The sequence below is a fragment of the Tessaracoccus luoxuelianae genome (assembly GCF_054483915.1).
This window is the reverse complement of sequence record NZ_CM137013.1, coordinates 2,765,132-2,785,621: the sequence shown is the minus strand read 5'-3', so window position 1 is coordinate 2,785,621 and position 20,490 is coordinate 2,765,132. Positions and strand designations below refer to the sequence as shown.

Below are 20,490 nucleotides of genomic sequence, written 5' to 3'. Positions count from 1 at the left end.
ACGATGGGGCCCATGGAAACCATGGTCCACGAGGACGAGACAGAAGCCCCCGAGGACCGCCCCAGCTCCCGGTCACGCACCGTACTGTTCCTGGAGATGCTGGTGTTCGCCACGCTCAGCCTCATCGCCTCCTTCGTGCTGTCCTACGACGCCATCCTCATTGCGCAGAATCCCGACGTGGTGCTCAGCTGCTCCATCAACGCCGTCTTCGACTGCGTCAAGGTGGGCTCCACCTGGCAGGCCAATGTGTTCGGGTTCCCCAACGCGTTCCTGGGTCTCATCGCCGAGCCGGTGGTGATGACCATCGCGGTGGCCTCCCTGGCCCGCACCCGGTTCCCGCGGTGGTTCATGTTCACCGCCAACGTGATCTATCTGCTCGGTGTGATCTTCGCCTACTGGCTGCTGTTCCAGTCCACCTTCGTGATCGGTGCGATCTGCCCCTGGTGTGCGCTCGTGACGGTGTCGACCACCTTTGTGTTCACCTCGATGACGCACTGGAACATCCTGGAGGGCAACCTGTTCCTGTCCCCGTCGGCGCAGGCCAAGGCCCTGGCCTTCGCGAAGGGCGGATGGCTGGCGATCACGCTGATGGTCTGGCTCGCGATCGTCGTGTTCATCCTGGTCGCGCACTACGTCTTCCGCATCATCTGAGACCCGCCCCGCCCGACCGGGGTGGCCGCGACCCCGCTAGAGTCAGTTTCGTCAGACGACAAGGACCGTCACGAGAGGAAATGAAGTGAGCACTGCTGCTCCCGTCAAGATCGCCGTCACCGGCGCCGCAGGCCAGATCTGCTACAGCCTGCTGTTCCGCATCGCCAGTGGATCGCTGCTGGGCGACACTCCCATCGAGCTGCGCCTGCTGGAGATCACCCCTGCGCTCAAGGCGCTGGAGGGCGTGGTCATGGAGCTCCAGGACTGCGCCTTCGGCAACCTGGTCAACATCGAGATCGGCGATGATCCCAACAAGGTCTTCGACGGCGTCAACCTGGCCATGCTGGTGGGCGCGATGCCCCGCAAGGCGGGGATGGAGCGTGGCGACCTGCTGTCGGCCAACGGCGCCATTTTCACCGCGCAGGGCAAGGCGCTCAACTCCGCCGCCGCCGACGACGTCAAGGTCCTGGTCACCGGCAACCCGGCCAACACCAATGCGCTCATCGCGCAGCGCAACGCGCCCGACATTCCGGCCGAGCGGTTCAATGCGCTGACCCGGCTGGACCACAACCGCGCTCTCTCGCAGCTGGCCGCGAAGCTGGGGCGCCCCGTCACCGACATCAGCCACATGACCATCTGGGGCAACCACTCGGCCACCCAGTACCCTGACCTGTTCAACGCCAAGGTGGACGGACAGAGCGCCGCCGCGCTGGTCAACGACCAGGAGTGGCTGGAGAACACCTTCATCCCCACGGTCGCCAAGCGCGGCGCGGCCATCATCGAGGCCCGCGGCCTGTCGTCGGCCGCCTCGGCCGCCAACGCCACCGTCGAGCACATGCGCGACTGGGTGCTCGGCACCGCTGAGGGCGAGTGGGTCTCCATGGCGGTCCCGTCCGACGGCTCCTACGGCGTGCCCGAGGGCCTCATCTCCTCGTTCCCGTGCACGGTCAAGGACGGCAGGTACGAGATCGTCCAGGGTCTTGAGCTCAACGACTTCTCCCGCGGCAAGATCGATGCCTCCGTCGCAGAGCTGGTCGACGAGCGCAACGCGGTCACCGAGCTCGGCCTCATCTGAGGTCAGCCCCGACAGTCGAAGAGGCCCGCCCCCATCGCCGGGGGCGGGCCTCTGTCGTGAGAGGGGGGATCAGTGGTCGATCGCGCCCTCGGCGCCCGCTCCGGTCATGGAGCGCACCTCCATCTCGGCAGCACGGTCGGCCACCTCCGGGCCGTCGGGCTTGATCACGGAGCCGAGCCAGCCGAGGAAGAAGCCCACTGGGACCGACACGATGGCCGGGCTGTCGATGGGGAACCAGGCGAAGTCGGCGTTCGGGAACATCGACGTGGGCAGGCCCGACACGGCGGGGGAGAAGACGATCAGCGTCACCGCGGTGATGAGGCCGCCGAAGATCGACCAGACGGCACCGGCCGTGGAGAACCGCTTCCAGTACAGCGAGTACAGGATCGAGGGCAGATTGGCCGAGGCTGCCACCGCGAACGCCAGCGCAACGAGGAAGGCCACGTTCTGACCGTTGGCGACGATGCCGCCGACGATGGCCACCAAACCGATGGTCACCGACGTGATACGGGCGACCCGCACCTCCTTGGCCGGGTCCGCCTTGCCGTCCTTGAGGACCGAGTTGTAGATGTCGTGCGCGAAGGACGCCGACGCCGTGATGGTGAGGCCTGCCACCACCGCCAGGATGGTGGCGAACGCCACACCTGCGATGACGGCCATCAGCACGGTGCCGCCGAGCTCGTAGGCGAGCGCGGGTGCGGCTGCGTTCGCCCCGCCGGGCATCTCCGAGATGGCCTTGGGCCCGACGAGCCACGCGGCCCCGTAGCCGAGCACCATGGTGAACAGGTAGAAGGCGCCGATGAGGCCGATGGCCCAGGTCACCGAGCGGCGCGCCTCCTTGGCGGTGGGCACCGTGTAGAAGCGCATCAGCACGTGCGGGAGGCCCGAGGCGCCCAGCACCAGGGCCAGGCCCATCGAGATCAGCGCCCAGGGGTCCTTGTAGCGCTGCATCGGCGCGAGCAGGTCCACAGTGGACCCGTCGGCCGCGGACGTGGCAATCGCCTCGCCCAGGAGCGTCGACAGGTTGAACCCTGCGAAGGCCAGCACCCAGATGGTCATCGCCCCGGCGCCCAGGATCAGCAGCACGGCCTTGATCATCTGCACCCAGGTGGTGCCCTTCATCCCGCCGATCAGCACGTAGCCCACCATGAGCAGACCCACGATGGCGATGACGATGTTCTGGCCGAGCGGCGAGGCGATGCCCAGGAGCAGCGACACCAGCGCGCCCGCGCCGGCCATCTGCGCGAGCAGGTAGAAGAAGGACACCGCCAGGGTCGAGGTGGCGGCGGCCAGACGCACCGGCTTCTGCCGCATGCGGAAGCTCAGCACGTCGGCCATCGTGTACTTGCCGGTGTTGCGCAGCGGCTCGGCCACCAGAAGGAGGGCAACGAGCCACGCCACCAGGAAGCCGACGGAGTAGAGCAGTCCGTCGTAGCCGTAGAGGGCCACCGCCCCGACGATGCCGAGGAACGAGGCGGCCGAGAGGTAGTCGCCGGCGATGGCGAAGCCGTTCTGGCGGCCGTCGAACTGGGCGCCGCCGGTGTAGAAGTCTCCGGCCTTCTTCTTGCCGCCGCGGGTGACGCGGATCACCACGGCCATGGTGAAAACGACGAAGGCGGCGAAGATGGCGATGTTGATGATCGGGTTGCCGAGCTGCTCAGTCTCGAGGAGTGTCATCGCGCGCTCGCCTCCAGATCCTCACGCAGGGCCCTCGCCAGCGGGTCCACGTTCTTCACCGAGTGGCGGATGTAGAGCCAGGTGATCAGGAACGTGCTGACGAACTGGCCGAGGCCGAACAGGATGCCGACGGTGAGGTTGCCGGCCACGCTGGTCATCATCAGGTCCTTGGCGAAGATGGAGCCGAGGACGTAGGCGAAATACCACAGCAGGAACACTGCGGTCATCGGGAAGGCGAAGGACCGGAACGTCCGCTTCAGGTGGGCGAACTCCGGCGACTGCTGGACTCGGTGGAAGTCTTCGGCCGGGATCTCACCGGTAGGCACGTCGGGGCTGCTGTCATGCATGGATGGGCGTCTCCTCTGGGCTGTGCGTCGTTGCATCAGGTTGAGCCGCGCGTCGTTGCGCGATCGCAGAGTAACAAGTTCACGGTCCAGGTGCGTCATCGCCCAAAATCACTGGCTGATGGTGACCCGCTAGCATGGCGCCCATGCATCAGCTCGTCGTTACGCTCGACTGCCCCGACCGGCCGGGGATCGTGCACGCGATCACCGGCGGCATCGTCGCAGCGCATGGCAACATCACCGAGCTGCAGCAGTTCTCCTCGCCCGACACCGGCCACTTCTTCACGCGGATCGAGGTCCACGGCGCCGAGCCGGAGTCCCTGGCGGCGGCCGTGGGTGCGGCGGCCGCGGACCTGGATGCGCGGTTCCGCGTCGATGACGTGGCCCGCCCCGTGCGGACTCTGATCCTGGCGTCGAAGGCCGGCCACGTGGTCAACGACCTGCTTTTCCGGTGGCGTGCGGGTGACCTCCCCATCGACGTGGTGGGGATCATGGCCAACCATGACGTCCTGGCACCCATGGCCGAGTTCTTCGGCGTCCCGTTCACGCACCGGGCTGTGACCGCCGAGACCAAGCCCGAGTTCGAGGCTGAGGTGCGCCGGCGCGTCGAGCAGGAGGGCATCGAGCTGGTGGTCCTGGCGCGCTACATGCAGATCCTCAGCCCCGAACTCTGCGAGTTTCTCGCCGGCCGGGCCATCAACATCCACCACTCGTTCCTGCCCGGGTTCAAGGGCGCCAACCCCTACCGCCAGGCGCACACCCGCGGTGTGAAGCTGATCGGCGCCACCGCGCACTTCGTCACCGGAGACCTGGATGAGGGCCCCATCATCGAGCAGAACGTGGTGCGCGTGGATCACACCATGGACGTGGCGAAGCTGGTCCGCAAAGGCCAGGCCCAGGAGTCGCAGACCCTGGCCGAGGCCGTGCGCCTCGTCGCCGAGCATCGCGTCCTCGCCGACGGTGACCGCACCGTCATCTTCCGCTGACTGAGGAGCCCAGCCTCGTGCTGACCGACATCGCCCTGATCTCCCTGTTCATCATCATCGGCGGCACCTTCGCCGCCGCCGAGATGGCGCTCATCACGCTGCGCGAGAGCCAGGTCAAGCAGCTTGCCGGCAAGGGGAAGCGCGGCCGTGCCATCGAGCGCCTGACCGGCAATCCCAACCGGTTCCTGTCCTCGGTCCAGATCGGCGTGACGCTGTCTGGCTTCCTGTCGGCCGCCTTCGGCGGCGCCACCATCGCCGAGGCGCTGTCCACCGAGCTTCAGTCGAGGGGCCTGGCCGAGCCCATCTCGGGCACGCTCTCGCTGGTCCTGGTCACGGTGGTCATCTCCTACTTCTCGATCGTGGTGGGTGAGCTGACCGCCAAGCGGCTGGCCATGCAGCGCGCCGAGAGTTTCGCGCTCGCCCTGGCGCCGCTGGTCTCCGGAATCGCGACGCTGACCCGGCCACTCATTTGGTTCCTCGGTGTCTCCACCGATGCGCTCGTGCGCATCCTCGGGGGCGACCCGACGCTCTCCCGCAACGCCGTCACCGACGAAGAGCTGCGTGCCATGGTGGTGGGGTCCTCCACGCTCGGCAAGGAGGAGCGGCGCATCGTCGACGAGGTCTTCGACGCCGGCGAACGCTCCCTGCGCGAGGTCATGGTGCCCCGCACCGAGGTCGACTTCCTGCCCGCGGACATGCCGATCGGGTTGGCCTACCGTGAGGTCCGGGGCGCGCCCCACTCCCGCTATCCGGTCACCGAGGGGTCCCCGGACCGGATCGTCGGCTTCATCCACGTGCGTGACCTGATGGACATCGAGGGCACCGCCCGCGACAGCGACGTCGGCAGCATCGCGCGCGAGGTGCTGTTCCTCCCGGAGACCGTCAAGATCCTCCGGGCGCTCACCGCGATGCGCGCAGCCCGCTCCCACCTCGCCATCGTCCGCGACGAGTACGGCGGCACCGCAGGCATCGTCACGCTCGAGGACCTGATGGAGGAGCTGATCGGCGACATCACCGACGAGTACGACCTCCCGTCATCCTCGGTGCCCCGCCAGATCGACGAGGTGGACGGCCTCACCACCATCGAGGAGTTCGCCGAACTGACCGGCTACGTGATTCCCGAGGGGCCCTACGACACGGTGGCCGGCTTCTTCATGGCCGAGCTGGGCGAGCTGCCCCACCTCGGGGCGAGGGCCACCGTGGCGCTCAGCCCGGACCATGACGTCGACGGTCCCCGTGGCTGGTTCACGCTGGAGGCCACCCAGATGGACGGCCGGCGCGCCGCCTGGTTCTCCATCCGGCGCGACACGCTGCCGGAGGACGACACGGATGCCTGACGACGGGCTCGGCCTGCTCACCGGCCCGGGCGTCGAGCCGCTGCTGCGCGCCGCCGTCGAGCACCAGGGCGGCCGGCTTCTCACCTGGGCGATCGAGCACGTCGACGCCGCCCCGGAGCACTCCACGACCGCCACCTACCTCGCCACGGTGGCGTGGCCGCACGGGGAGCGCACGGAGCTGCTGGGCGTGAGCGCCCGGACAGGGGAGCTGCTCCCCTCGGACGCGCGGGCCGAGATCTTCGACGACGGGCGCCGCAGGGTCGCGGTGTGGCTGTACCCCGACGATCCGGACCTGCCGGGGCTGCCACGGGCCGCCTTCCCGGAGCGGATGGCCGAGACGCTCAACGTGGGCGGTGTGCTGGCCCACCCGGTGGCCGCTGATCAGCTGACGCTGGCCATGGTGGGCTATCGTCCCCGGCGGCGCGCCGTGGTGAAGGTGAGTGTCGCGGACCCGCCCCAAGTGTTCTACGTCAAGGTGCTGCGGGAGCGGGTGTTCGCAGACGTCCACGCCAAGCACCTCATGCTCCGCAGGGCGGGGGTCCCGGCCCCGGAGGTGGCGCTGGCCACACCCGATCACCTCCTCATCCTGCGGGAACTCCCTGGAACCGCCCTCGCCAGCGCCCTGTTCACCCCGGGAGACCCCTGCGGCCCCGAACAGCTGATCGACCTGCTCGATGCGATGCCCGCCTCGGTGGCCTCGCTGGAGCGCCGGGCGCCGTGGGCGGACGCCGTGGCGCACTACTCCGCCATGGTGTCGGCCACACTGCCCGAGCTGGGCGAGGAGCTGGGTGCGCTGGTTGCGAGAATCACCTCCGGCCTGGCGGGGTTCACCCCAGGGGACGAGCCCACGCACGGTGACTTTCACGAGGGCCAGATCCGGGTGGCCGACGGACGGGTGGTGGGCCTGCTCGATGTGGACACCATCGGTCCCGGACGGCGCGCCGACGACCTGGCCTGCCTGATCGGGCACCTGTCCACCATCCAGCGGATGAACCCGGCCCAGGCGGACAAGGTCAGAGACCTTCTGGCCAGGTGGGTGCCGGTGTTCGACCGGCGGGTGGACCCGGTGGAGCTGCGGCTACGTGCAGCGGCCGTTGTCATCTCGCTGGCCACGGGCCCTTACCGCAGTCAGGACGTGGACTGGCGGCAACAGACCGTGGCGATGGTGCGGTCCGCCGGCGCGTTGGTGCGGCAGGTGGTCCGAGAATGAGTCATGTTGTGGCAGCTGTGCAGCAGGTCGACTGGGATCGGCTCCGGGCAGTGGCCGTCGATGTCGCGGGGCGGGCCTACGCGCCCTACTCGAAGTATCGGGTGGGGGCCGCGGCGCTCGTGGACGATGGGCGCACCATCAGCGGCTGCAACGTGGAGAACGCGGCCTACGGGGTCACCCTGTGCGCCGAGTGCGGGCTGATCTCAGACCTCGTGGCGGGCGGCGGTGGCCGGCTCGTGGCGTTCACCTGCGTCAACGGCGAGGGCGACGTCATCACGCCGTGCGGCCGCTGCCGGCAGCTGCTCTTCGAGCACGGCGGGCGCGGGCTGCTCATGGAGACCCCGGCCGGGGTCCTGACCCTGGCGGACCTGCTCCCGCAGGCGTTCGGCCCGGACGACCTCGACGCGATCGCCCCACCTGCCCCCTGACGGTAGCGTTGGCGCATGCTCACCATCGATGACCTGAGGGCGTTGCCCAAGGTGGCCCTCCACGACCATCTCGACGGCGGTCTGCGCCCGGAGACCGTGATCGAGCACTGCGCTGAGAACGGCCACGAGCTGCCCGCCACGGACCCGGACGAGCTGCGCCACTGGTTCTTCGAGGCCGCGGACTCCGGCTCCCTGGAGCGCTACCTCGAAACGTTCGAGCACACCGTCGCCGCGATGCAGACTGCCGAACAGCTGAGCCGCGTGGCCCACGAGTTCGTCGTGGACCAGGCCGCCGACGGCGTCGTCTACGCGGAGGCGCGCTACGCTCCCCGACAGCATCAGCGCCAGGGCCTCACCCTCGAGGCCATCGTCGAGGCGGTCCGCGACGGTCTGGCCTCCGGCATGGCCGTCGCGGCCGCCGCCGGGCGGCTCATCGTCGCCCAGCAGATCCTCACCTCGATGAGGCACTCCGAGCCCTCCACCGACGTCGCGGAGCTGGCGCTGGCCTACCGCGACGACTCCGTCTGCGGCTTCGACATCGCGGGGGCCGAGGACGGCTTTCCCCCGTCGCGATTCGTCGACGCGTTCCGCCACCTCAAGCACAACAACATGTTCTTCACCATCCACGCGGGTGAGGCGTTCGGACTGCCGTCGATCTGGGAGGCGGTGCAGGTGTGCGGCGCGTCCCGCCTCGGGCACGGTGTGCGGATCGCCGACGACATCGACGCCACGGACGACGGGGCGCTCCTCGGCCGGCTCGCCAACTACGTCCGCGACGCACGCATCGCGCTGGAGGTGTCCCCGTCGTCGAACCTGCAGACCGGGGTCGCCCAGACGATGGCGAGCCACCCCGTGGACATGCTGCACCGGCTGGGGTTCAACGTGACCGTCAACTGCGACAACCGGCTGATGAGCGCCACGACGATGTCGCGGGAGTTCGCGCTGCTCAGCGAGGCCTTCGGCTGGACCCTCATCGACGTGGAGCGCGTCACCGTCAACGCGATGCGCGCCGCGTTCCTTCCCCACGACCAGCGCGAGCGGATCATCGCGCACGTCATCGCCCCGGCCTACGCCGCGGCGCAGTGATCCTCGAACCTCCTGCCGGGGCGCCGCGGCTCAGCCTGCGCTGGGTCAGCGGCGGGACGGCCCGGGACGTCGTCGGCCACCTGGTGGCGGCCAACGAGCAGTGGTATGTGCTGCTGCCGGAGGACCGTCCCGCGGTGTGGGTGCCTCGAGCGGAGGCGGCTGGGGTGCGCCGCGTGCCCGAGCGCAGCGTGCTGCCGGTGTCGCGGCCCGAGGACCTTGAGCGGGCGCTGGAGCAGGCCCGGCCCGGAGTCCGCCGCGCGCGGCTCGGCGGCTGGCGGGTGAGCGGCCACGGTGTCCTGGCCGTCGGCGACCCTGGCGCTGCCCTCGACGACGCGCTGCAGGCCGCGGAGGCGTGGATCGGTGGATCCGCCCCGGTCCGGACTCTGCGCGGCTCGACGGAGGCGCTCACGGCGCTCGGCCTGAGCATCTGCGGCGGCTTCGCGATCCTCACCGCAGACGGTCCCTCCTCGTCGCTGGCCGGGGCGGTGCCGCTGACGAGGGGCTGGGCGCTGGAGGTCCACATCGGTGACCTGGCGGGGCTCGAGGCCGCGGCTGCGGCCGGCTTCGTCGAGCGCTACCGCGCCGTCATCCTCACCCGCCCGTGAGAGTGGGTCCACCGGACGGTGGATAGCGGGCGGGCGACGGGGGAGTGGTTCTGCGGGCAGCATCGGAGCCATGCTGAACAGACTCTTCTTCTCCGCCGCCACCTGGACGGCTCTGGGCCTCGCCTCCGGCCTGTACTGGCGCGAAATGACCAAGCTCAACGACTTCACCGGCCACACCCAGCTCGCCACCGCCCACACCCACGCGCTGGCGCTGGGCACGTTGATGCTCCTTGTGGTGCTGGCCCTGGCGAAGAGCTTCGCCCTGGGGGACAAGGCCACGACGCTGTTCACGGTGCTGTGGAACGTGGGCCTCGGGCTCACGTTCGGGGCCATGATCGTCAAGGGGACGCTGCAGGTCCTCGAGATCCCCATCGCGACCTCGCCGATGTGGGCGGGCATCGCCGGACTCGGCCACATGGTGCTCAGCGGGACCTTCGTCTACCTGTTCGTCATCCTGCGCCGGGCACTGACCGCCGCCCCGGCCACCGCTAACGTGGGGGCGTGACGACGACGACGGCCGACCACCCCCCGCGGTTCTCGGCGGCCTGGTGGCTGAGGCTGGGGCAGGCGCTCCTCTTCGTGGGGCTGCTGGTGGTGGCCACCGCGCTGGCCTGGATCGAGGGAGCCGGCTGGCCGGTGCTGGCCCTGGCGGGCATGATGCTGGTGGCCTTCGTCGCGGGGCTCTCACTCCAGCCGCGGCTCGGCATCCTCGGGCGCTCGGTGTGGGTGGGTGTGTTGTTCCTCGGCTCGGTCACGTCGATGGTGCTGTCGCGGGACTTCCTCTGGGTGGTCTTCCCGCTGTGGCTGCTGGTCGGCTCGGTGTTGCCCCTCCTCGCCGCACTGTTGCTGACCGCGGTGACGCTGGCCGTCGTCGTCACGGTGCTGGCGATGGCCGAGGGGCACAGCGTGGGCGGAGTCCTGGGACCGCTGGTGGGGGCACTGGTGGCGGTGGGCGTTGCCCGAGGGGTGCTCCTGTTCGAACACGAGGCCTCCGAGCACCGACGGCTGTTGGCGGAGGTGCTCCGGGCTGAGGACGAGACTGCCAGGTTGCAGCGCGAGGCTGGGGTACTCGCCGAGCGGCAGCGCCTCGCCCACGACATCCACGACACCCTGGCCCAGGGCTTCTCCTCCATCGTGCTGCTGGCACGCGCGGCCACTCGGGCGGTGGATCCCGCCGCTGCTGCCCACCTGCTGGGGCAGATCGAGGCCACCGCTGCCGCGAACCTGGCGGAGTCGCGCCGCGTCGTCATGGCATTGGCGCCCGAAGCGCCAGGGGCGGGAGGCCTGGCGGCGCCCCTGGGGCGCCTCACCGCTGACGTGGCGGGGGCTCTGGGAGCCGAGTGGGCGGTCACCGTCGATCCCGACCTGCCCAGGCTGGCCACGCCCATCGAGGTGGCCTTGCTGCGCGGCGCGCAGGGCGCGCTGTCCAACGTGAGGCTCCATTCCGGGGCCGGGCGGATCAACGTCGAGCTGGCCCGCGCCGGTGACGAGGTGCACCTGGACATCGTCGACGACGGGGTCGGGTTCGACCCGGCGCGCCCCGTCGTCGCAGGCCCCCTGGGCGGGTACGGGCTGCGTGCACTGCGTGAGAGGTTCACCGAGCTCGGGGGTGGCGTCGAGGTGGAGTCAGATGCTGGCGGCACCGCGGTGGCGCTGCGGCTCCCGCTGATTCCGGCAGCCGAGGTGTCGCGGTGACCCGCGTGCTGATCGTCGATGACCACCCCGTGGTGCGCTCGGGGCTGCGCGCCCTGCTCGATGGGGCCGACGGCGTCGAGGTGGTGGGCGCCGCCGCCTCAGGCGAGGAGGCGCTGATGCTCGCCTCAGAGACCCACCCGGACGTCGTGCTGTGCGACCTGCGGCTGGGGCCCGGGCTCGACGGGGTGGGGGTCACGGCGGCGCTGCAGGCCCAGCAGGGCGGGCCGGCCGTCCTCATCCTCACCACCTACGACAACGACTCCGACATCGCGCGCGCGGTGCTGGCCGGCGCGGCCGGCTACCTGCTCAAGGACGCGGAGCCTGAGGACATCGTCTCCGGGATCCAGGACGCCGCCGCGGGGCGGCTGGTGCTGTCGCGGGACATGGAGGGGCGGGTGGTGGAGCGCATGGCCCAGGGAGTCCCGACGCTGAGCGCCCGCGAGCTCGACGTCCTCCGCCTCGTCGAGGAGGGTGTCACCAACAGGGGGATCGCCAAGCGCTTGTTCATCTCCGAGGGGACCGTCAAGACGCACCTCGTCCACGCGTACGCCAAGCTGGGCGCGGAGTCCCGCACCGCCGCGGTCGCGGCGGCTCGGCGCCACGGGCTGCTGGGCTAGCGGTCGTCTCAGTAGTTCGTCGGGGGTCATGTGCCCTCGCGTCCTGGGTGCCGCCCTTCCCATCGTTCCCTGAGGGGGGCTGCCCGCGGAGCGGCGTGGCCGGTCTCCATCGTTCCCTGAGGGGGCCGTCCGCGGAGCGGCGTGGCTGGTCTCCATCGTTCCCTGAGGGGGCCGTCCGCGGAGCGGCGTGGCCGGTCTCCATCGTTCCCTGAGGGGGGCTGCCCGCGGAGCGGCGTAGCCCGTCTCGAAGGGTTGTGAGTGCCACCTTCACGCGGATCCCGTTGTCGGGTGCGGTGAGCCGTGAGTCGATGCCCATGCGGCCGTTGTCCAGGGTCTTGCTGTGGCCACTGGTCATACTGTGGTCGGGTGGTTGAGGCCGCCCGGGCATCGTCTCCCGTCTCCCCGCACTCGTCCTCCCTGTGGCGTGGTCCTGTCCCGGGTGCGGGCCGGCAGGGCGGCGTTGGGGTTGCGTCTGCTTGGGCGGGATGCCAGCTGGGTGATCGTCGGGTTGGGCACCGCTGCGCAGTGCCGCCCTGCCGTCCCCCACCCTCTTGGCAACCATCAGACCTCTGTTCGCTGAAAGGTCGCGAACCGGGGGCCTCGAGGGCCTTCATCGCTGGTTGGCTGAGGTGCCGCGAAGCGGGCTGGGACCCTCCCGGCTGGCTGAGGAGCCGCGAAGCGGGCTGGAGCCCTTCCCGTTGGCTGAGGTGCCGCGAAGCGGCCTCGAAGCCTAAGAAACGCGAGCTGACGAGCCAATTCTCCCGAGTCGTCGAGGCCCTTCACCCGACAGCTGGGTGAGCCGACCGAGGGCGGAGCCCCCGACGCGTCGAGGCCCCGCCACGGGCGCCGACCCCCCAGCAACCCCCAGAAAAACTTCTCGAAGAATTTCTGCCGGGCGCCCCTGCTGGGAGCCAAAAATGTCAGAGGTCGGACATAGCGTGGAACCCATGAAGGACAAGGCACACGAGATCGCGGAGCAGTTGCGCTCCGCCGACGAACTGCGCCGCTTCGCCGAAGCCCAGACCCTGACCCTGCTGTGTGACCTCGCGGAACACTACGACGTGGACTACGACCAGGTGCTGGAGGTGCTCGCCGAGCGCAGGGTGGTGGTCGGGGGAATCGGGACCCCGCCGGTATCCGAGTTCTTCGGCCTCGAACTGGCCGGCCTGCTGCGCTGCCCACCCATCGTCGCCGCCTCCAAACTTGCCGACGCGCTGAACCTGAAGCATCGCCACCCCCGGCTTTATGCCGCCACGCAGGAAGGCCGCATTGAGGCCGGGCGGGCCTGCAAGGCCGCCGACCTGTGCCGCGAGCTACCCACCGACGCGGCCGAGGCCGTCACCGATCGGTGGTTGGGTAGGCAGGACGGGTTGGGTTGGACGGCCGCGTTCACGCTGTTGAAGAAGATGATCATCGAGGCGGATCAGAGCCGCGCGGCGGAGCGTGAGCGGCGGCAGCGCGCCTCGCGCGGAGTCCACCTGTGGGGATTGCACGAGGGGGTGATGAACCTCACCGGCCGACTCGACGTGCTCGACGCCCGCTACCTGGATGCCGCCGTCGACCGCATCGCCGACCTGCTGGCTGTCGAGCAGCCCGACACATCGAAGACGATCCTGCGCGCCAAAGCCCTCGGAGTGCTCGCCAACCCCGCCTACGCCCTGGCCCTGCTCCAGCACGCGGCGCAGCCCGCCCTCCACGACAGCCTCGCCGTCGCCCTCGACACTGCCCCGGCCCCCACCACAGCCAACGCCCCGGACACAGGGTCAGTCGGCTACGGCGGCGGACCTGCGGAGCCTGCGCCTGTAGACGGTGGGCAGCGTCATGATCCGCACTGCCTCGGCGCGTTGTGTGGCACCATCACCACCCCACTGGCCAAGCTCCGCCCCAAGCTGGAGCTGGCCGTCCACATTCACGCCGACGCCCTCGGCCAGCTCACCGGCACCGCCCGCATCGACCGCGCCGGGCACATCACCACCGCCCTGCTGGCCGAACTGCTCCCGGGGGTGGATGTCACGGTGCAGCCTGTGATCGATCTGCCCGAGATCCCCGCCGAAGACCACTACGCCCCATCGGCCGGGTTGAAGAAGGCCCTGCTGCTGAGCATGGACCACGAAATGTTCCCCTACTCCAAACGGCGAGCCAACGGCCTGGACCTGGACCACACCCAACCCTTCGCATCCGGCTGCCGCGGGCAGACCCGGAGCGGGAACCTTGCCCCACTCAGCCGCACGGTTCACCGCGCGAAAACCGCCCGTACCTGGCGCGCCGACCAACCCAGACCAAGCCAGCTCCACTGGTCCAGCCCCCTGGGCTACCGCTACGAAGTCACCCCCAACGGCACCCGCATGCTCGCCTGACAGCTCGCCGTCAGGCTGCGAACGAGTGCTCAGGGAGAGGGTTCTCCCGCGGAGCCGTGAGAAGGTGACCTTGTCAGCTCACGTTTCTTAGCTTCGAGGCCGCTGCGCGGCTCCTCACCCGGCGGGCTGGGGCGGGTTGGCTTCGAGACGGGCCACGACGCTCCGCGGGCGGCCCCTCCTCTGGGAAGTGTGAGACGGGTCATGCTTCTCAGCGGGGGATGTCCCTTGAGAGCCTCCGGAGGCGCTCAGGGAGCGACACTAGGACGACCCCTCCGCCCGGACCTTGACCCCCGACGAACTCACCACCATGACAGCTGGCCCTCAGGCGCCGACGTCGTGCAGGTGGTGAATGAGGTCATGGGCGAAGTAGCGGCCCAGAGAGAGCGCCGTGAACCGCGACCCGTTGCTGCGCACCCCCGTCCACTCCCACTGCTCGCCCTCGGGCTCGGCCCACGCCTTCGCCGCGGCCTTGGCGCGCTCGCCCACGAGGACCCGGGTGGCGTTGGCATCGGAGAGCCAGTACTCCTCTTCGGTGGCCGCGAGGTCCTGGTCCCAGTCCTCGAACTCGGCCCCCGCGCCGTCGCTGGCGAGGATCAGGCTGAGACGGGTGGTCATGACCTCGCACACGTCCGCGACATGCCGGGCGTACTCGATGGGCGACCAGGTGGTGGGCTGCGGCCGCCGCTCCGCGCCCCGCCCCTCCAGCGCCCTCTGGAAGCGGGCCGAGGCGTCGAGGATCAGCCCGGGAAGTGCCTCTGGGCTGACAGCGGCCGGATCGAAGCCGCACTCGGGGCATGGCCGCTCGGTCACCCAGGTCCAGTCCTTGGTGTCGGGGGCGGTGGGGTGCGGCGGGATCAGGGGCTCAACCATGTTGGCGAGCCTAACTGACCCCGCCGCTCACTCACCGGCGCGTGCCTGGCCGGCTGTCCGCGATCAGCCTCGTGACGCTCAACTCGGCCGTGGAGACCCAGCGGTCGGCCTGGTCGCCGTAGGTGCTGAGCACCCGGAGGCGGACGAGGTCGCCGCTCCCCGTGAGGGGGATGACGGAGGGATCTGATGAGTTCGGCAGCGTGCCCGCCGCGACGCTGACGAGGCTCGACGGGTCGTCGCCGACCAGCACCTCGTAGCCCCTGATCCGCCCGTTGCTGCCGGACTGTCGCGGGGTGACGGTGAGTCGTGAGCGAATCAAGGAGCGGGTGAGGTGCACGGGCGGGTATGCGCATGGCACTAGGCTCGGGCGCGTGATTGTTGCTGCCGCCGATGGGTCCGCCCTCTCCAACCCCGGGCCCGCTGGCTGGGCCTGGTACGTCAGCGACGACATCTGGGCCGCCGGTGGCTGGGACCACGGCACCAACAACATGGGCGAACTGATGGCCGTACTCGACCTGCTCCGCTCCACCGCGCACCTCGACGAGCCACTCCGGATCCTCTGCGATTCGCAGTACGTCATCAACTCCCTCACCAAGTGGTTGCCCGGCTGGAAGCGCAAGGGGTGGAAGAAGGGTGACGGCAAGCCGGTGCTCAATGTGGAGTTGATGAAGGAGCTCGACGCCGCGCTGCAGGGGCGCACCGTCCAGTTCGAATGGGTCAAGGGCCACGCCGGACACTCGATGAACGAGGCCGCGGACGAGCGGGCCCGTGCAGCGGCCACCGCCTTTCAGCGCGGAGACCCCGTCAACCATGGCCCGGGTTTCCCGGACACCCACCGTCCCCCCGGGCGCCGGGACTTCTCGGTGGGGCAGACCGAGCCGGAACCCGACCTCTTTTCCACAGCGCCCCCCGAGGAGCCCGTGCCGGCGCCAGTGCCGGGTTCCGCGTCACCGCGCACCAAAGCCGCTCTCGTTCGCCTCACCCGGGAAGCAGTCTCCGACCCTGCAGCGGCCAGGCTCCACCGCGACTTCGTCGCGCACGGCGCCGACGGCGCCCAGACCTGGGATCTGCCCTGGCCAGCGGCCGATGAGGTGCGGTTCCTCGCCGTCGACACGGTGACGGCCGGGGCCGGTCTGGTGCGGTGGGCGCAGCAGGACCTCACGTGTTCGGGGCTGTGGGTGGAACTCCCTGCGGGCTGGTCACTGCGATTCACCCAGGCCACCCGGCAGGTCTGATCCAGCCCGGAGTTCGAACCCGACCCGGTGCGCGTCGATGGTCGGTAGAGTCCGAGTGGCCGGCCACGGCCGCCCCGGCCGAGCGGCGGAAGGGAACCGTCATGACCACCTACCGCGTCGGGTACTTCGTCGGGAGCCTGTCCTCGACATCCATCAACCGCGTGCTGTCCAAGGCCCTCATCGCGGTGGCGCCCCCGGACCTGGAGTTCACGGAGATCCCGATCGGTGACCTACCGCTCTACTCGCCCGACCACGACGCCGCCTACCCCGCAGAGGCGCAGGCGCTGAAGTCCGCGCTCGCCTCCGCCCAGGCCGTGCTGTTCGTCACGCCAGAGTACAACCGCTCCATCCCCGGGGCGCTGAAGAACGCCATCGACTGGGCATCGCGGCCCTGGGGCCAGAACTCGTTCGACCACATGCCGGCGGCGATCATCGGCGCCTCCATCGGCAACATCGGCACGGCGGTGGCCCAGCAGAGCCTCCGTGCGGTCCTCGCGTTCTGCAACGCCCGCCTGATGACCGCCCCGGAGGCCTACATCAAGCTCGACGGCTCCAGCATCGACGCCGACGGGACGATCACCGACGACGGACTCAGGGAAGTGCTCACCGCGTTCATGGGGGAGTTCCGCGAGCACATCGAGCGGGTGCTCACCGTTCTGCCGCGTGAGTGAGGCCTCGGCGCGCCGATAGGATGGCGCGCATGAGTCACGTTCTTGCCGCCGTCGCCTGGCCTTACGCCAACGGCCCCCGCCACATCGGTCACGTCTCCGGATTCGGCGTCCCCTCCGATGTGTTCTCGCGCTACATGCGGATGGCCGGCCACGACGTGCTCATGGTGTCGGGCTCCGACGAGCACGGCACGGCCATCCAGGTGAAGGCGGACGCGGAGGGGCTCACCCCTCGCGAGACGGCGGACAAGTACCACCGGCAGATCGTTGAGGATCTGCAGGGGTTGGGCCTGTCCTACGACCTGTACACCCGCACTACCACGCCCAACCACTACCGCGTGGTGCAGGACCTCTTCACCGCCCTGTACGACAACGGCTACGTCACGGCCAAGACCCAGATGGGCGCCATCTCGCCATCAACGGGCCGAACGCTGCCGGACCGATTCATCGAAGGCACCTGCCCTCTCTGCGGCTACGACAACGCCCGCGGAGACCAGTGCGACAGCTGCGGCAACCAGCTCGACCCGGCGGACCTGATCAACCCGAAGTCCAAGATGAACGGCGAGACGCCGCAGTTCGTCGAGACAGAGCACTTCTTCCTCGATCTGCCCGCGCTCGCCCCGATGCTGGGCCAGTGGATCGACAGCCGCGAGGACTGGCGGCCCAACGTGCTCAAGTTCTCCCACAATCTCCTGGCGGAGATCAGGCCACGCGCCATCACCCGCGACCTCGACTGGGGAGTCCCCGTGCCCCTCGACGGCTGGCGCGATGCCCCCATGAAGCGCATCTACGTGTGGTTCGACGCCGTGATCGGCTACCTCTCCGCCTCGGTCGAATGGGCCAGGCGCACCGGGGACCCGGAGGCGTGGCGCGCGTACTGGAACTCCACCGAGGCCCGGTCCTACTACTTCATGGGCAAGGACAACATCGTCTTCCATTCGGTGATCTGGCCGGGCATCCTGCTCGGCGCCAACGGCCAGGGGACCAGGGGCGGCGAGATCCGCCCGTCGCTGGGGGAGTTGCAGCTGCCCACCGAGGTGGTCAGCTCAGAGTTCATGACGATGAAGGGCTCCAAGGTGTCCAGCTCGCGCGGCGCCTCGATCTTCGTCGGAGACTTCCTCGGCGAGTTCGGACCGGATGCGTTGCGCTACTACATCGCCATGGCCGGGCCCGAAAACCAGGACACGGACTTCACCTGGGACGAGTTCGTCCGCCGGACCAACTTCGAGCTCGCCAACGAGTGGGGCAATCTGGTCAACCGCTCCATCTCGATGGCACACAAAAACGTGGGCTCCGTGCCCGCGGCAGGCGAGCTGACCGACGCAGACAGCGCGCTGCTCGACGAGTCGCGCACCGCGTTCGAGGTGGTGGGTGAGCACATCGCTGCCCGCCGATTCAAGGCCGGCATCACGGAGGCCATGCGCATCGTCGGCCTGGCCAACAAGTACCTCTCCGATCAGGAGCCGTGGAAGCTCAAGGACGACGCCGCCCGCCGCGACACCGTCCTCCACGTCGCCCTCCAGGTGGTCTCGGACTGCAACACGCTGCTCACCCCCTACCTGCCGCACTCCGCGCAGAAGGTCTTCGAGGCATTGGGGGGGCAGGGCGTGTGGGCCGCGCAGCCGCAGATCGTCGAAGTCAGCGAAGGCGACCTCACCTACCCGACACTGCAGGGCGACTACGCCGGCCAGCAGGCCGTGTGGGAGTCGCGGCCGATCGCGGCCGGCACGCCCCTGGCGAAGCCGTCCCCGCTGTTCGCGAAGCTCGACGACACCCTGGGCGTCACCGGCCCGAGCTGGGCCCCGATCCCCGGCTGATCCTCACCAGGAGCCGCCGCCACCGCCGCCGAAGCCGCCACCCCCGCTGAACCCGGAGAAGCCGCTGGAGCCGCCGGTGGCCGAGCTCATCCCGTCCATCCGGGCGGCCTGCATGGCGTCCGACATGGAGTGGGTGAGGTTGTTCATCGCGCTGGCGAAGTAGTAGCCGTGCATGAGGTCCGCGCCCACGTACCACGAGGTGTTGGCCTGGTAGAGGCCCTGCGCGCCGAGGTCTGCGAACAGCTTGGACCAGCGGTCCGCGACGCCGAACACCATCGCGTAGGGGAGGTACTTGCTGAAGATGTCCTCCCCCTCCTCGAACTGCAGCGTGTCCTTCTCTGCGGTACGCAGGTACAACTCGAAGCCCTTGGCCTGCGCGAGGTAGGCCGAGCCGGTGGCGGTACGCTTGCGGAACTTGCTGGACATCACGATGAGGCCGATCCCGAAGACGGCCAGCGGGATGCCGATGAGGCCCCATCCCACAGCGGCTCCCACGAAGGCAAAGAGGAGGCCGGCGCCGATCGCCAGGCCACCCAGCACGATGGGCACCATCTGTGCGGTGGTGGGGTTGCCCTTGAACCAGCCCTTGGCCACGACGGAGGAGTACAGGCCGTTGCGGGCGTCCGGCAGCACCTCGGCGAACTTCGCCTTGCTCAGCTCCTTCGACGTCCTCACGCTGCGTCCCTGGAACAGATCGGCCAGCAGCTTCTCCTCGAACGGCTCCAGGGGTCCGGGCGGCGCGTGCAGCGCCTCCAGCGTGAAGTCCTTCTTCGACTGCGAGATGATGCGCAGATAGCCGCGGACTGCGAGATCCACGATGGTGGCGGACACGTCGACGTTGTCCGCCGTGGTGTCCATGAGAGTGCCGATCTCACCAGGGGTGGCGCCCTTCGGCGGGTGGAACTGGACAGTGACCGGGAACTTGCCGCTGCGCGTCCCCACCCGCTCCTCCTGGCCGGAAAGCGGGGTGAGGCCGGGGGTGAGCCCCAGATAGACGTCGTCTCGGGCATGACGCCGACGCACCGCGATCAGCCCGACGATGGCGGCGATCAGACCTGCGCCGGTCACGGCACCGGTGGCGGGGGTGAGCTCGAAGGCGTTGGCCGCGGTCACCCGGCGGGCCTTCTCCTGCGTCACGCCGGGGAAGGTACCGGCCGGGTAGCCCGCCACCACCTGCATCCGAGTGTTGGGCGGCAGCGAAGCCAGCGTATAGGTGGCCGCGTCAACCGACTGTGTCGCCTCACACGGGGTGTCGGCGGTGGGACCGTAGAAGCAGGCCACCTGCTCGAGCCCGGCGGGTCCGGTGACGTCGACGGTGATGTTGGAGAACCGCGATTCCCAGGCGGGGCCGATGACGTCCCAGTTGAACTCATCGAGGCCGCTGACAGGGTGATCCGTGGCGATCAGGCCGGTCACGTCGTAGGTGAGGGTGTAGTCCTCAGGGGTGGTGTTGAAGATGTTCTCGTTGCCGATGCGCAGCGACAACATGTCGGCGTCCTGTTCCTGGAGGACCTGGGTGTTGGCCCCCGTCGACGAGGAGACCGAGATGTTGGAGTACCTGAACACGTAGTTCTCGTCGGGGTTCGCGCCGTCCTCCTGCAGCGTGGGCAGCAGGATGTAGGGCCCGCGGCCCCTCAGCGCGGAGAAGTCCATGGTGAAGTCGATGGTGACGCCCGCGACACCATCCGTCCTCAGGACCACGTCCACGTCGTAGCGGGTGATGGGCGCCGAGTCGTCGGCGGCCGCCGGCACCACCCCCACCCAGGCCACGGCGAGGGCGATCAGTAGAGCGAGGAGACCGGCGCGAAGCTTCGTCATGGAATCAACTGTAT

Annotated in this window: 20 protein-coding genes; 15 read left to right on the top strand and 5 right to left on the bottom strand. The window is 69.4% G+C overall.

Annotated elements, in window-relative coordinates; translation table 11 throughout:
* Window positions 1-12: 12 nt before the first annotated feature.
* Together ACX1D1_RS12795 and ACX1D1_RS12790 are read left to right on the top strand one after the other, a co-directional pair.
* Window positions 13-651, top strand: a complete 639-nt coding sequence (locus ACX1D1_RS12795) for a vitamin K epoxide reductase family protein (RefSeq protein WP_459054798.1) — start codon at window positions 13-15, stop codon at window positions 649-651.
* 85 nt (window positions 652-736) lie between these two features.
* Window positions 737-1,726 (top strand): malate dehydrogenase, encoded by a 990-nt coding sequence (locus tag ACX1D1_RS12790; RefSeq protein WP_459054797.1) that lies wholly within the window; start codon window positions 737-739, stop codon window positions 1,724-1,726.
* A 69-nt stretch (window positions 1,727-1,795) separates the two neighbouring features.
* Here the strand turns inward: ACX1D1_RS12790 and ACX1D1_RS12785 are convergent, their stop codons facing one another.
* Window positions 1,796-3,403: a monocarboxylic acid transporter gene (locus tag ACX1D1_RS12785; RefSeq protein WP_182784416.1), complete on the bottom strand. Its 1,608-nt coding sequence runs from the start codon at window positions 3,401-3,403 to the stop codon at window positions 1,796-1,798.
* On the bottom strand, window positions 3,400-3,750 hold the full coding sequence (locus ACX1D1_RS12780) for a DUF485 domain-containing protein (protein ID WP_182784414.1): 351 nt from the start codon (window positions 3,748-3,750) through the stop codon (window positions 3,400-3,402). The genes ACX1D1_RS12785 and ACX1D1_RS12780 overlap by 4 nt, the downstream gene beginning before the upstream one ends.
* Before the next feature lie 134 nt (window positions 3,751-3,884).
* Here ACX1D1_RS12780 and purU point away from each other — a divergent pair, with 134 nt between their 5' ends.
* The 10 genes from purU to ACX1D1_RS12730 all read left to right on the top strand — a co-directional run bounded on the left by purU (window position 3,885) and on the right by ACX1D1_RS12730 (window position 14,068).
* On the top strand, window positions 3,885-4,733 hold the full coding sequence (gene purU / locus ACX1D1_RS12775) for a formyltetrahydrofolate deformylase (RefSeq protein ID WP_182784412.1): 849 nt from the start codon (window positions 3,885-3,887) through the stop codon (window positions 4,731-4,733).
* Window positions 4,734-4,750: 17 nt separating this feature from the next.
* Window positions 4,751-6,070, top strand: coding sequence for a hemolysin family protein (locus ACX1D1_RS12770; RefSeq protein WP_459054796.1), 1,320 nt, complete (start codon window positions 4,751-4,753; stop codon window positions 6,068-6,070).
* A complete protein-coding gene (locus ACX1D1_RS12765) occupies window positions 6,063-7,280 on the top strand; it encodes a phosphotransferase (protein WP_459054795.1) in 1,218 nt (405 codons plus the stop codon). Before ACX1D1_RS12770 ends, ACX1D1_RS12765 begins: the two co-directional genes overlap by 8 nt.
* A complete protein-coding gene (locus tag ACX1D1_RS12760; RefSeq protein ID WP_459054794.1) occupies window positions 7,277-7,708 on the top strand; it encodes a cytidine deaminase in 432 nt (143 codons plus the stop codon). The genes ACX1D1_RS12765 and ACX1D1_RS12760 overlap by 4 nt, the downstream gene beginning before the upstream one ends.
* A gap of 15 nt (window positions 7,709-7,723) precedes the next feature.
* The gene (locus tag ACX1D1_RS12755; RefSeq protein ID WP_459054793.1) at window positions 7,724-8,794 is read left to right on the top strand and encodes an adenosine deaminase; all 1,071 of its coding nucleotides are present in this window, start codon (window positions 7,724-7,726) and stop codon (window positions 8,792-8,794) included.
* Complete coding sequence (locus ACX1D1_RS12750; RefSeq protein ID WP_182784404.1) at window positions 8,791-9,399, top strand: hypothetical protein; 609 nt, start codon at window positions 8,791-8,793, stop codon at window positions 9,397-9,399. The genes ACX1D1_RS12755 and ACX1D1_RS12750 overlap by 4 nt, the downstream gene beginning before the upstream one ends.
* A 70-nt stretch (window positions 9,400-9,469) precedes the next feature.
* A complete protein-coding gene (locus ACX1D1_RS12745; RefSeq protein WP_182784402.1) occupies window positions 9,470-9,904 on the top strand; it encodes a DUF2871 family protein in 435 nt (144 codons plus the stop codon).
* Window positions 9,901-11,094 (top strand): sensor histidine kinase, encoded by a 1,194-nt coding sequence (locus ACX1D1_RS12740; RefSeq protein ID WP_182784400.1) that lies wholly within the window; start codon window positions 9,901-9,903, stop codon window positions 11,092-11,094. Before ACX1D1_RS12745 ends, ACX1D1_RS12740 begins: the two co-directional genes overlap by 4 nt.
* Window positions 11,091-11,711: a response regulator gene (locus ACX1D1_RS12735; RefSeq protein WP_182799326.1), complete on the top strand. Its 621-nt coding sequence runs from the start codon at window positions 11,091-11,093 to the stop codon at window positions 11,709-11,711. The genes ACX1D1_RS12740 and ACX1D1_RS12735 overlap by 4 nt, the downstream gene beginning before the upstream one ends.
* 947 nt (window positions 11,712-12,658) lie before the next feature.
* Window positions 12,659-14,068 carry a hypothetical protein gene (locus ACX1D1_RS12730; protein ID WP_459054792.1) on the top strand — a complete coding sequence of 470 codons (1,410 nt, stop codon included), beginning with the start codon at window positions 12,659-12,661 and terminating at the stop codon, window positions 14,066-14,068.
* A 321-nt stretch (window positions 14,069-14,389) separates the two neighbouring features.
* Here ACX1D1_RS12730 and ACX1D1_RS12725 read toward each other — a convergent pair whose 3' ends face one another.
* Together ACX1D1_RS12725 and ACX1D1_RS12720 are read right to left on the bottom strand one after the other, a co-directional pair.
* Entirely contained in the window at window positions 14,390-14,938 is a 549-nt protein-coding gene (locus ACX1D1_RS12725; protein WP_459054791.1) for a DinB family protein, read from the bottom strand.
* A gap of 31 nt (window positions 14,939-14,969) precedes the next feature.
* Window positions 14,970-15,257 (bottom strand): discoidin/SUN/FTP domain-containing protein, encoded by a 288-nt coding sequence (locus tag ACX1D1_RS12720; protein ID WP_182799329.1) that lies wholly within the window; start codon window positions 15,255-15,257, stop codon window positions 14,970-14,972.
* Between the two features lie 52 nt (window positions 15,258-15,309).
* Between ACX1D1_RS12720 and ACX1D1_RS12715 the strand changes: the two genes are divergently transcribed.
* From ACX1D1_RS12715 to metG, 3 genes are all read left to right on the top strand, one after another.
* Window positions 15,310-16,173 (top strand): RNase H family protein, encoded by an 864-nt coding sequence (locus ACX1D1_RS12715; RefSeq protein WP_370585825.1) that lies wholly within the window; start codon window positions 15,310-15,312, stop codon window positions 16,171-16,173.
* Window positions 16,174-16,274: 101 nt separating this feature from the next.
* Window positions 16,275-16,844 carry an NADPH-dependent FMN reductase gene (locus ACX1D1_RS12710; protein WP_182784961.1) on the top strand — a complete coding sequence of 190 codons (570 nt, stop codon included), beginning with the start codon at window positions 16,275-16,277 and terminating at the stop codon, window positions 16,842-16,844.
* Between the two features lie 29 nt (window positions 16,845-16,873).
* The gene (gene metG / locus ACX1D1_RS12705; protein WP_459054790.1) at window positions 16,874-18,658 is read left to right on the top strand and encodes a methionine--tRNA ligase; all 1,785 of its coding nucleotides are present in this window, start codon (window positions 16,874-16,876) and stop codon (window positions 18,656-18,658) included.
* A gap of 3 nt (window positions 18,659-18,661) precedes the next feature.
* Here the strand turns inward: metG and ACX1D1_RS12700 are convergent, their stop codons facing one another.
* Window positions 18,662-20,476 carry a DUF2207 domain-containing protein gene (locus tag ACX1D1_RS12700; protein WP_459054789.1) on the bottom strand — a complete coding sequence of 605 codons (1,815 nt, stop codon included), beginning with the start codon at window positions 20,474-20,476 and terminating at the stop codon, window positions 18,662-18,664.
* Between the last annotated feature and the right edge of the window lie 14 nt (window positions 20,477-20,490).